Genomic DNA, 12374 nt, shown 5'->3' with positions numbered 1-12374 from the left:
GGGGAAGTACAGGGTTATGAGAGCGAAATAATCCTCATTTACTAAGGAGGTATATACAATGGCAGAGAAAAATCTTTACGACGTAGCATACGAATTAGAAAGCGCAATGCGTGAGCACGAGGACTACACAAAGCTTAAAGAATTATATGATCAGGTAAACCAGGATGAAGTAGCAAAGAAACTTTTTGATAACTTCCGTAACATGCAAATGGAGCTTCAACAAAAGCAAATGAGTGGTCAACAGATCACAGAGGAAGAAGCTCAAACGGCTCAACAACAAGTTGAACTTGTTCAGCAGCATGAAGTGATTTCTCAGTTGATGCAACAAGAGCAGCGCATGAGCCAGGTTATTCAGGACATCAACAAAATCGTAACGAAGCCTCTAGAGGACCTTTACGGTAGCCCTGAAGAAGACGTTCAGCAATAATGCAAAAACGGTTCACCCAATTGGGTGAACCGTTTTTTGTATTCATAGTACCGATTAATTGTTCATAAGAAGTAAGTTAGCGTATAACCTTAGTTGCTGTGCGATTTTGGGTTTATTCGAGTGAAACAAATGCTTCAATCGAATAAGCACAAAATGAGAGAGCTGGTATTAAAATATAAAAAATAAGGACTATGAAGCGTTCTCTATCACGCCAACAACTTCAAATTGAGTTGGTTGCGAAATGATCGTTTCTTCAATGGCGCACTCAGGACAATTTAATTGAAGTTCTCTTTTCTCATTTCCTCCAATAGTACCTCGAAATTCATGATCACATTCAGAGCATTTGTAAATGTGTGGTTCATTGAATTCTCCTGTGCAGTCAAACCTGATTCTCTCTTTTCCTTTGGTCATAAGTAAAAACCCCTTTCGTTATTTGTAATCTATTTGTAATAAACTAGTTTCATATTAAAACTTCCCACGGTGTCCGTATTCTAAACGCCAAATTCATCCAAACATGTCATTATCATAAATTTAAGTGATAAGACAAGAATTACGAGTCATAGAGATAAGTGTTATAAGGACTACTTTTTACACAGGAGGGATCCGAATGGTCTATCAACTTCTTGCCTTAGATATTGATGGGACTTTGCTTAGATCCAATCATAAAATTGATAAGGAAACAAAGGACGCTATTAGCTATGTGAGAGAAAAGGGAGTATACGTTACGCTAACGACTAGTCGCAACTTTGCATCTGCTAAGAAAATTGCAAAGGCGGTGAAGTTAGATGATGTAATGCTCGTTACTCATAGCGGCGCGTTTATTGCTGAAGAGGTTGAAGAACCGGTTTATGAAGAGAGAATACCCAATCAAGATGTTCGGGACATTGTTAAGATCCTTGAAGGATTTGACTGCCATATTCGCATTATTCATGAACGATTAGCCGTTGGTAATCGCGTAAAGCATAATCATTACTTATCTGCTAAAATGACGCTCGGAATAGGAGATCCATTATTCTACCCCGTGAACTTTGTTGAAACCTTAAGTGAGTATCTCGAAAAGAAAGATTTATCCCCTCCGAAAATTGACGCTCATTTCTTTAATGAAGAAGAAAGAGAGGAAGCCCGTCTCCTGTTAGAAGAGCGGATTCCTTCTATATCGGTTGTTCGATCGACAAAATGTAATTTTGGGATCATTCCAAAAGGCGTCTCAAAAGCAAAAGGATTGCGCATTTTAGGAGAGAAATTAGGAGTATCTGTCGATCAAATGGTGGTAATTGGCGATGCGGATTGTGATGCTGAAATGATTCGTCAAGCAGGCCTTGGTGTCGCGATGGGAAATGCTTCTTATGAGCTAAAACGACTTGCGGATTGGGTAACCCGGTCAAATGATCAACAGGGCGTATCCTACATGGTTAAAGAAGTTTTTAGAAGACAAATGCGAGTTCAATTAAAAAGGTAATGGTTAAAGAGAATAAAGACGCCTTCATCGAACCCTGACGATTTATGGGGAATGAAGGCGTTTTTTATGTTACTTTTGAATCATTTTAACGAAATGAAAAGGCTTTCACGAAAAAACCGCTAATATGTATAATGTTTGATAATTTTGAATTCTGGAGGGATAGTATGCAAAAATTACTCGACTTGAATCCAAAGGTGACTGAATTTCTGAAAGGAACGAAAAAACTTTATATTAATGGTCAATGGAAGGATTCGTTATCAGGAAGAACATTTGATACCCTAAACCCCTCAACTGGTGAAGTGCTTGCAACAGTTAGTGAAGCCGTGAAAGAAGATATTGATGAAGCCGTTATGGCAGCTCGTAAAGCTTTCGACAGTGGTCCGTGGTCGCGCATGTCTGCGTCAGCTAGAAGCCGATTAATTTATAAGCTTGCAGATTTAATGGAAGAAAATAAAGAAGAACTTGCCATGCTTGATACGCTTGATAATGGTAAGCCGATTCGTGAAACGCAGAATGCCGATGTACCACTAGCGATTGAGCACTTTAGATACTACGCTGGCTGGTCAACAAAAATTATGGGACAAACCATTCCCGTTAATGGACCATATTTTAATTACACACGTCATGAGGCCTTAGGGGTTGTTGGACAAATCATTCCATGGAATTTCCCTCTACTTATGGCGGCATGGAAGCTTGGAGCAGCTTTAGCGACGGGGTGTACCGTTGTTCTTAAACCTGCGGAGCAAACACCACTTTCAGCTCTATATCTAGCGCAGCTGATGGAGGAAGCTGGATTCCCTGAAGGCGTTGTGAACGTTGTACCAGGATACGGTGAAACAGCAGGTGATGCACTAGTTAAACATCCAAACGTAGATAAAATTGCATTTACCGGATCAACTGATGTAGGTAAGTATATTATGAACCAGGCTTCGAATGATTTGAAGCGAGTGACGCTTGAGCTGGGAGGTAAATCACCAAATATTATTTTACCAGATGCCGATATGACAAAAGCGATACCAGGCGCGTTAAGCGGTATTATGTTTAATCAAGGACAGGTTTGCTGTGCTGGATCAAGACTATTCGTACAAAAGAAAGCCTATGATAATGTGATGGCTGATTTAGTGAGTCATAGTCAAAAGATCAAGCAGGGAGCAGGGTTGGATCCTGAAACTCAAATGGGGCCACTCGTATCCGCTGAGCAGCATGAACGCGTAATGAGCTATATTTCAAAAGGGCAGGATGAAGGTGCAGAGTTACTTACTGGAGGACAGGTTCCTTACGATAAGGGATATTATGTCCAACCTACGATTTTCTCTGATGTGGATGATAAAATGACCATTGCAAAAGAGGAAATCTTTGGACCAGTAGTAGCCGCAATGCCGTTTGAAGACCTTGATGAAGTAATCGAGCGAGCGAATGCTTCGAATTATGGACTAGCTGCTGGACTATGGACAGAGAACCTCAAGTCCGCACACTATGTTGCAAACAAAATTAAAGCTGGTACTGTATGGGTGAATTGCTATAATGCATTTGATGCGGCTTCTCCATTCGGTGGCTATAAGCAATCGGGTATGGGAAGAGAAATGGGCTCCTATGCACTAAATAATTACACAGAAGTGAAGAGCGTTTGGATTAACTTAAAATAACAGAAGAAAACCGCTCGTCCTTTACGGACGGGCGGTTCTTTTTAATGTTCTATTCTTAGGTGAAGTACTTCCAAAGTTTCGATTCGATCAGCTAATCATCAGAAATTCAACACATGATAGCGCTATCTTTTTAATACGATTAATTTACCAGCAGAGGATACAACTCGTGCCGTATGGTTTTCAAAACCTTTTTGCTTTAAGAGTTCTTCGCCAACTTTTTTTGCTTCTTTGTCATCCTGTGCATCAAAGCTTTCATCTAGAACAGTCTCTCCGCTTTTTTCGAATGCCGTGATAATGTACTTTTCCATATTATCGCCTCCTCCTTTTAGTTTACCGATGTAATAATTTCTTGTCACTTATTTTTGGAAAAAACGAATCTTTTGAGAAAACGAAACGTTATACTAGTTGGGAAGCTATTTTTCATGTAATGAATGTCAATATAAAGGGGGAAGCTATGCTCGAATTTCAGAATGTATCAAAAAGATTCGGACCTTTTACAGCAGTAGAAGGACTTAATTTATCAATTCCTGAGAATGAGATTTTTGGGTTACTTGGAGGTAACGGAGCGGGTAAGACAACAACATTTCGAATGTTATTACGCCTCATTGATCAAACAAATGGAACGATTAGCTGGAAGAAAGAAGAAATATCTTATGATTCAAGCCATTTAATTGGCTATTTACCTGAAGAACGCGGTCTTTATCCTAAGATGAAAGTGAAAGATCAATTAATTTATCTTGGCAAGTTACGTGGGATGAAGAAAGCTGATATTGAGAAAGAAATTGTTATATGGCTTGATCGTTTCAATGTGCCAGAATATCTTGATAAAAAGGTAGAAGAATTATCAAAAGGAAATCAGCAAAAAATACAATTTATAGCAGCAGTTATTCATAAGCCAGAGCTTCTCATTCTTGATGAGCCATTTAGCGGGCTGGATCCAGTAAATGTGGAAGTGTTGAAAGAAGCTGTTCTTGATTTAAAGAATGCAGGAACAACGATCTTGTTTTCTAGTCACCGAATGGAGCATGTGGAAGAACTTTGTGAGCATCTTTGTATACTACATAAAGGAAAAGCAGTTGTTTCTGGGAACTTAAAAGAAATCAAGCGTTCTTATGGTAAGAAAAACATTATCATTGACGTTGATTTTGATCTAACATTTCTAGAAAATATTGAAGGGGTTCATCACATAAAGCAAGGAATGAATCATAGCACTGTTCAAATAGCAAATGAGCAAGTTTCTCAGAAGGTTCTACATGAGTTGATGAACAGAGGATTTGTTAGAAAGTTTGAACTAGAAGAGCCGTCATTAAACGATATCTTTATTGAGAAAGTGGGTGCGGCATATGAATAAATTTCTTATTGTCCTCTCCCAAACATATTTAAATCGACTGAAGTCCAAGGCATTTATTATTACAACGGTTATTACGCTACTTATGATCTTTCTCATTACAAATCTTTCGACCATTATAGATAATTTCGATTCGAGTGAAGCGGATCGAGTGGGAGTCATCGATACAGGTTCGTATTATACACAACTTGAAAACCAAATGAAGATGATGGAATCTGACATTGTATTAGAAAAATTCGATGGCTCTGAAGAAAAAGCCGAACAGGCTATTGAAGAGGGTGATCTCGATAGCTATTTGATTCTTAAAGAAAACGAAAATTCCGAACCGACGGCCCTTTATAAAGCGGAGACAGTAGCAGAACAAGTCACTCCACAAGTTCTTGAATCAGCACTTCAGCAATTGAAGAGTACAATTGCTGCTGAGAAAGCAGGGGTTACTCAGGAGCAGCTTAGTGAAATCGACCAACCTGTCCAGTTTCAAAAAGTTGCGCTCGAAAAAGGAGCAAAGACAGAAGATGAATTAAATCAAGCAAGAGTGTTCGTTTATGTACTTCTATTCGTCATCTATTTTTCAGTGATTTTCTATGGAAATATGGTTGCTGTGGAAGTGGCGACAGAGAAATCATCGAGAGTAATGGAAATCTTAATTTCAAGCGTTTCGCCAGTAAAGCAAATGTTTGGGAAAATACTTGGAATTGCCTTACTCGGTTTAACGCAATATGCGATCATTATTGCAAGTGGGTACCTCTTTATGCAAATGCAGGAAGATGAGCTCGCAGAAGCAGGTTTCCTATCCTTCCTTAATTTTAGTAATCTTTCAGCTTCACTCATTATTTATGCGATCGTATTCTTTATTCTTGGCTATTTACTTTATGCGACCATTCTTGCAATGGTAGGATCACTCGTTAGTAGAGCAGAAGAAGTTCAGCAAATGATAATGCCAGTCCAGTTTCTCATTATCATCGCTTTCTTTATTGCGATGTTTGGACTAAGTACGCCGTCTTCTACATTTGTCACCATCTCGTCCTTCATTCCTTTCTTTACACCAGTAGTGATGTTCTTACGGGTAGGTATGCTCTCCATTCCATTCTGGGAAGTAGCCATTAGTCTTGCACTCCTAATTGGATCGATTGTGTTTTTTGCAATTATCGGGGCGAAAGTTTACAGAGGTGGTGTTCTCATGTATGGGAAATCATCTTCTTTAAAAGATATAGGCAAAGCGTTAAAGCTATCACGACGTGAGTAATAGCTTTCAACTAACAATCTAGAAAGTTCCGGAACTTGAGTTTCCGGGACTTTTCTTTTTGTTCTTGTCGCATGATGAGTATAAAATGATTGAATGAGAAAAAGCGGAATCATGCGAACGTGCGCTCGTTTGATTATGGTAAAATAAGAGATAGAGAGCATTAGAAAGGGAGATGAGTGATGAAAGAAGTAACCTTTCTGCACTGCGCGGATCTTCATTTAGACAGGCCATTTTCTGGTGCAAATCAGTTACCTAAATCCATCCATGAGTTTGTTCGAGAAAGTGCCTATCGTTCATTACGAGCAATCGTTGATATTGCTATTAATCAACGGGTAGATTTTGTTCTGTTTGCAGGAGATTTATTTGATAGTAGCTATCGTAGCTTGAAAGCACAGATGATTTTATTACAACAATTGAAAAGATTGGATGAGGCAGGCATTTATAGCTATCTTTCTCACGGAAATCACGATGCGCTAGATGGAGAATGGGTTGATTTAACTTGGCCTGATAAAAGTTATTTTTTTGGTGGGGAAGTCGAATCGATTTCGTATAACAGAGATCAGACGCCAATCGCTTATATTCATGGCTTTAGCTATCCGACGCGTCATGTGAATGAGAAGATGGTTAGTTCATACGAAAGGGTAGATGAAGAGAGTTTCCAGATCGGAATGCTTCATGGGAATTTAGAAGGACAAACAGAACATTCTTCCTATGCTCCATTCACAATAACTGAACTAATGAATAAGAAATTTGATTACTGGGCTCTTGGGCATATTCATCAGAGAGCAATACTATCAGAAGAGCCCCTTATTGTTTATCCCGGTAATATACAAGGAGCACATTCGAAAGAACGTGGTGAAAAAGGGTGTTATGTTGTAAAGTTAAGCGATTCTGAGCCATCGCTTGTTTTTCATCAAACCGCTGATGTAACCTGGCACAAGTCGATTATAGATATTGGACAGTGTGATACGATCCAAAATCTTTTAAATAACTGTGAAGAAATTTTGGATCAGGAAACTTTCTCTACAGGAGGCCATTTCATTAATTTTGAATTAGTTGGCAGTAGCCCGATACATGCAGAGTTAATACATGGGGATCATTTAGAGGATATATTGCAGACGCTACAACTAAATAGAGAAATGGAAGACGAAGGATTTGTTTGGCCATATAAATTCACTCTAAAATCAATGCCGCTCTGGGATCGCGAGAATTTAAAACAGCAGAATGGATTTTTACAGGATATTTTATTTACCTCTGATCAGTACGAGCATTCCCAAATGAAAGAAGCGTTAGCTCCGCTATTTGAACATAGACGAGCTAGAAAAGCTCTCCATCCCATTGAAGACGAGCAACAATTAATAAAAGAAGCTGAAGAACTATTACTTACATATCTCATTGAGTCAAAAGGTGGTGAGAGTTAATGAGGTTACTCGGTCTAACAATTTACGGGTTTGGTAAATTTGAGAATTATGAAATCGAAGACGTTTCAACTGAACTTCAGCTTATCTTTGGAGAGAATGAGGCAGGGAAATCTACACTTATCTCTTTTATTGAATATGTTTTATTTGGTTTTCCTAGCAGGCAGGAGAACTATTATGAAATGAATCATCTCTCGCGTTTTGGAGGTAGTCTCTTTGTAGAAGAAAGTGGGGAAGCATTTAGAATTGAACGGACGAGGGATAGGAATTCTGATAATCTTTATATCTATTTTCGAGATGGTACTTCAGGAAATAGTGATGATTTAAAGAAGCTCTTAAAAGGAATGAATCGAGCTAGTTTTAGACAAATTTTCTTTTGTAACCTTACTACTTTAAATAATGATCATCATTATGATGAAGAAGCGTGGAACCAAGTCCTATATGAAGCAGGAATGAGCGGTGGAGCTTCATTACTTGAAATTGAAAAGAATTTTGACAAGTGGCAGGGTGAAATTTTTAAGCCTGGAGGAAGAAAACCGCAACTTAATCAAGATCTGGAATCCTATGAGTCTTTAAAGAGAAAAACAAACGAATGGGAAAAGAAAAATGAGAACTACAATGAACTTATCAAAAAAACAAAGGAATTAGAGATAAAAGTTCAAGAAAATGCTGAGCGGTTGCAATTTATCCAAAATGAGCAGCGAAAGCTTGATCGTGAGAAGCATATCATTCCTTTATTGAATGAGAAAAAAAGGCTTGAAGAAGAGATCGAAAATCTTCCTGAGTTTCATCCTTTTCCTGAAGAAGGACTTATAAGAATGGATAAATGGAAAGAACAAGCTGTTCTTCTTTCTGGGGAATTAGAAGGGTTAAAGAAACGAAAAGAACGACTAGAAGATGATATTAAGCACGCTCAGTTGCTTCCTGATTCGAATGCGTTCTTACAAGAGGTATCTTATTGGAATGAAGAAATGATACTTTATCGTGGGAGAGCAGAAGAAAGAAGGAGACTGCAGAGTGAGATACGCTCACTTAATACAACGTTAGAATCAGAGCTAATGGAATTTGGTCAGACTGAAGAAGTTCTTAAGTCCATTTATCCGACCTTTACTGGACGTGAGAGTCTAAAACAATTGGTGGCGTCCTATCAGCTTTCTGATCAGAAATACCAGTATATTCAGGAAGCTTTTCTTTCTGCACGAGATGAACTGGAGAAAGAAGAGAATGAGTATGATCGTCTGAAAACACGCCTTCTTTCACCGAAAGATCGGGAAGGATTAGAAAAAGAACAATCGTCTTCTACTAATCAGAAGTGGTCGTTTGGGATGATAGCTGTCGCGATATTAGTCGTTATTGTGCTTGGCATTTATGAAAGTTGGCTGCTTGGTTTTGTAGGCGCGGCTATAGTGGTAGGTGGTGCCATTTTAATGAGATTGACTTCTAAAAGTACTGAGACGAAGAGTGAAGATGAGGTGCTTATTCGCGATAGAGAGTTGAGGAGACAAGCTGAGTCATTAAAAGACCAGGTCGATCGCCTTAATCGAACCTATTTAAAAGCAGCTGAAAAAGTAGACTTGTGGGAAGCAGAAAGGTATCAACTTGATGATAAGTTAAAAGAGTGGAGAACGGTCCATGCTTTTCCTGAGTACATTCCTACAGATTCGTTGCTTGATGCTTTTGATAGGATTGGGTCAATTAAGAAGGTTCAGAAGGAACGAAATCAAAAGCAGCAGCAAATAGAAGATCTTGACTACAGTTTAACGGTAGTTGAAGATAGAATAAAGAAACTATGCGAGCGTGCAAATGTTTCCTACCAGGAGCCTGATAAAGCGATACAGCTATTGCTACAGAAGGCAGAGGAACAAAGAGAGTTAATGAGAGACATAGACCTCGCAACAAACAAGCTTCAAGAACTTGAAGAGCAGCTTGGTGGGGGAACCAAGAAGTGGCAAAGCTGTAAGGATGAAATGAACGAGCTGATGCGCTTAGCAGGTGAAGATAATGAGGAAGCGTTTCGTGTGAAGGGAAAGGCTCATAAAGAAGCCCAAGAGCTTAAACGACAGCTCGCAACGATTACTTCCCAATTAAGTGATGAATCGTTCGTGGAGCATACTACGGTGGAAGAAATCGATTATCATCGTGAACAGCTGGAGCACGAAGAAACTGCTATTATGAAGAAGCAGCAAGGACTTTATCAACAGATTGCGAGTGAAAACGAACAAATTCGTCTCTTAACAGAAGATGGAACTTACGAAGAACTTCTCTTACAGCGTCAGCAGAAGGAAGATGAGATTAATTCTCTTGCGTGGAAATGGTCTGTACTGAAGGTAGCATCTGATTTTCTAACGAGGGCGAAGGCAAGGTATCAGGAAGAACGTCTACCCGCAGTCATAAAGAAAGCAGAGAGCTATTTCAACTTAATCACAGAAGGTCGTTATACAGCCATTTATCCTCCTGTAGAAGGTAATAAATTCCGAGTGCTGAACGTGGACGGCCGAGCATACAAGCCGTCTGAGTTAAGTAGAGGCACGGCAGAGCAGTTATACCTTTGCATAAGACTTTCGCTTGCGTCTATTTCGACAGTTCAGATGCCTATTTTTCTCGATGACATCTTTGTGAACTTTGATGAAAAAAGAACAGAAGTTGCGAAAGCATTTATTAAAAGATTTTCAAAAGACCATCAGGTTATTTTATTAACGTGTCATACAGCTACAACAGTTGGGATAGATGACAGGATTCACATACTTGATCAGTCGCCAGCTTCCACAAAAAAAGGGACAATCTAATGAGGTGATCTTATGGAAGAAGTTTATAAAATACATTTAGTTGAAGATGAAGAAAATCTTGTGCAAATCTTAAAAACGTATATGGAAAAAGAAGGGTTTCAAGTTAAAACGTTTATGAGTGGCGAGGAAGCACTCGAGAGTATTCACGAATCCTGCCACCTGTGGATTCTAGATATCATGCTACCTGGGATAGATGGGTATGAGTTATTAAAGAAAATAAAAGCTGAAGACGACGTACCGGTTATTTTCATTTCTGCGAGAGATGAGGATCTAGATCGTATTGTAGGATTGGAATTAGGAAGCGATGACTATATTGCTAAACCATTTATGCCGAGAGAACTTATTATTCGCGCCAAAAAATTATTAAAGAGAGTGTACCAACAATCTTCCCAGAAAAGGTTTGAGATTGTGGAGTATGAAATAGATCCGGTATCGAGAAAAGTACTTGATCGAGGAGAACCAGTTGAATTAACGACGAAGGAAATGGATTTAATTCTTTTCCTAGTCGAGCATGTGAATCAAACCTTAACCCGTGAACAAATTCTCGTTCAGGTATGGGGGGATGATTATGTGGGATCAGATCGTGCTGTTGACGATGTGATTAGACGAGTAAGAAAGAAAATGCCACGCATGAACCTTGAAACGTCATACGGCCTTGGTTATCGGTTGATTACATGATTCGCTTAAATTTAACGAAACGAATCTGGCTCTCCTTTATGATTCTTGTTCTGCTTGTTGGGGTAGTGATTGCGGTGATCTACCCTCTCTCCATTAAAGGCACGCTAACTGAAGAGACATATCAGATTATTGAAAGTGAGCAGCAGCGATATACGTTTCCGGATCAAGACGGGCCACTTCCTCCTCAAACGGATCAAGATTTTATTGAACGAAGAGACGCGGAGCGTTCGGTTGGCCATACGTTGATTACAAGACTTTATAGTGGACCATTGCAGGGAGACCCCATACCTGATGAAGTAATTATCGAAATGCGTAAAAACGCACTTGATCAGAAAGAAGAGAAGGGGCGCTATGAGTTAACGTATAATAATCAGGCATCCTTGTTTTATGTGATATCTAAAGTAGATGTTAACGGACAAGAAGCGTACTTTATCTCTTATATGTGGGACACGTATCGTAATCAAATGATTGATCGCCTCTGGTTTAGACTTATCATTATTTTGCTTTTTGCATTATTGCTTAGTCTTTTGCCTGCAGCGTGGATTGCAAGGTATTTACGGAGACCACTAACCGTTCTCGGAGAACGCTTCGATCAAATCGCTAACCGCAATTGGAAAGAACCTTTCAAGTGGGAAGGTGATGAAGAGTTCCAGAAGCTTTCCAATCAATTTGAATCAATGAGACAGAACTTAATGAGGTATGATAAGGCTCAGAAGACGTTTATACAGCATGCCTCTCATGAATTGAAAACACCAATTATGATCATTAAAAGTTATGCCCAATCCATTAAAGATGGCGTGATGCCAGATTCTCTTGATAATACAATGACAATTATCCTAAATGAGTCTGATCGGATGGATCAAAGGGTAAAAGGGATGCTTACTTATATTAAACTAGATTCCATTGATGAACCTGAGGGAAACTGGGAACCATTTCGATTTGGGGTTCTTGCTGAAGAGATTCGTGAACGATTCATGTACCAGCGTGAAGATGTGACGTTTACAATATCCGGTGAAAATGTTGAGTTGATGGCTGTTCACGAACAGATGTTAACTGCTATGGACAATCTTGTTCAAAATGCATTGAGGTATGCGAAAAGCGAAATTCACTTAAATGCAATCCAGAGGGATGAAACCATCATACTAGAAGTGTTTAATGATGGAGAAGAAATTTCGTTTCAAAAGGTAGAAAAAGAGCAGTTGTTTGAACCTTTCCAAAAAGGGGATAAAGGTCAATTTGGGATTGGTCTAGCTATTGTAAAGAAAATTGCTGAACGTCACTCAGGTAAAGCTGAAGTGGCGAACTTGGACCATGGTGTCGTTTTCTCAATTATATTGCCAAAAAAACGAAGCGAAAGGTCCTAATG

General features: G+C 39.1%; 11 protein-coding genes. 9 read left to right on the top strand and 2 right to left on the bottom strand.

The window, feature by feature from the left end:
- The first annotated feature begins 58 nt into the window (after positions 1-58).
- On the top strand, positions 59-427 hold the full coding sequence (locus IQ283_RS09850) for a YlbF family regulator (protein WP_194220021.1): 369 nt from the start codon (positions 59-61) through the stop codon (positions 425-427).
- A 189-nt stretch (positions 428-616) separates the two neighbouring features.
- On the opposite strand, the gene IQ283_RS09845 is transcribed toward IQ283_RS09850, so the two are convergent.
- Positions 617-838, bottom strand: coding sequence for a hypothetical protein (locus IQ283_RS09845; protein ID WP_194220020.1), 222 nt, complete (start codon positions 836-838; stop codon positions 617-619).
- A gap of 196 nt (positions 839-1034) precedes the next feature.
- Between IQ283_RS09845 and IQ283_RS09840 the strand changes: the two genes are divergently transcribed.
- Together IQ283_RS09840 and IQ283_RS09835 are read left to right on the top strand one after the other, a co-directional pair.
- Entirely contained in the window at positions 1035-1886 is an 852-nt protein-coding gene (locus IQ283_RS09840) for a Cof-type HAD-IIB family hydrolase (RefSeq protein ID WP_194220019.1), read from the top strand.
- Between the two features lie 164 nt (positions 1887-2050).
- Complete coding sequence (locus IQ283_RS09835; RefSeq protein ID WP_194220018.1) at positions 2051-3532, top strand: aldehyde dehydrogenase family protein; 1482 nt, start codon at positions 2051-2053, stop codon at positions 3530-3532.
- Positions 3533-3654: 122 nt separating this feature from the next.
- Here IQ283_RS09835 and IQ283_RS09830 read toward each other — a convergent pair whose 3' ends face one another.
- Positions 3655-3840, bottom strand: a complete 186-nt coding sequence (locus tag IQ283_RS09830; RefSeq protein WP_194220017.1) for a YhzD family protein — start codon at positions 3838-3840, stop codon at positions 3655-3657.
- A gap of 146 nt (positions 3841-3986) precedes the next feature.
- Between IQ283_RS09830 and IQ283_RS09825 the strand changes: the two genes are divergently transcribed.
- The 6 genes from IQ283_RS09825 to IQ283_RS09800 all read left to right on the top strand — a co-directional run bounded on the left by IQ283_RS09825 (position 3987) and on the right by IQ283_RS09800 (position 12372).
- A complete protein-coding gene (locus IQ283_RS09825) occupies positions 3987-4883 on the top strand; it encodes an ABC transporter ATP-binding protein (protein WP_194220016.1) in 897 nt (298 codons plus the stop codon).
- Positions 4876-6126 carry an ABC transporter permease gene (locus IQ283_RS09820; protein ID WP_194220015.1) on the top strand — a complete coding sequence of 417 codons (1251 nt, stop codon included), beginning with the start codon at positions 4876-4878 and terminating at the stop codon, positions 6124-6126. Before IQ283_RS09825 ends, IQ283_RS09820 begins: the two co-directional genes overlap by 8 nt.
- Positions 6127-6305: 179 nt before the next feature.
- On the top strand, positions 6306-7547 hold the full coding sequence (locus IQ283_RS09815) for a metallophosphoesterase family protein (RefSeq protein ID WP_194220014.1): 1242 nt from the start codon (positions 6306-6308) through the stop codon (positions 7545-7547).
- Positions 7547-10330: an ATP-binding protein gene (locus IQ283_RS09810; RefSeq protein WP_194220013.1), complete on the top strand. Its 2784-nt coding sequence runs from the start codon at positions 7547-7549 to the stop codon at positions 10328-10330. The genes IQ283_RS09815 and IQ283_RS09810 overlap by 1 nt, the downstream gene beginning before the upstream one ends.
- 12 nt (positions 10331-10342) lie before the next feature.
- Positions 10343-11008, top strand: a complete 666-nt coding sequence (locus IQ283_RS09805; RefSeq protein ID WP_194220012.1) for a response regulator transcription factor — start codon at positions 10343-10345, stop codon at positions 11006-11008.
- Positions 11005-12372, top strand: coding sequence for a sensor histidine kinase (locus IQ283_RS09800; protein WP_194220011.1), 1368 nt, complete (start codon positions 11005-11007; stop codon positions 12370-12372). Before IQ283_RS09805 ends, IQ283_RS09800 begins: the two co-directional genes overlap by 4 nt.
- The last annotated feature ends 2 nt before the right edge of the window (positions 12373-12374 follow it).

Source organism: Pseudalkalibacillus hwajinpoensis (assembly GCF_015234585.1).
Classification (GTDB): domain Bacteria; phylum Bacillota; class Bacilli; order Bacillales; family Guptibacillaceae; genus Guptibacillus; species Guptibacillus hwajinpoensis_B.
The sequence above is the reverse complement of the archived record's forward strand: the minus strand, read 5'-3'. Positions and strand labels throughout refer to the sequence as shown.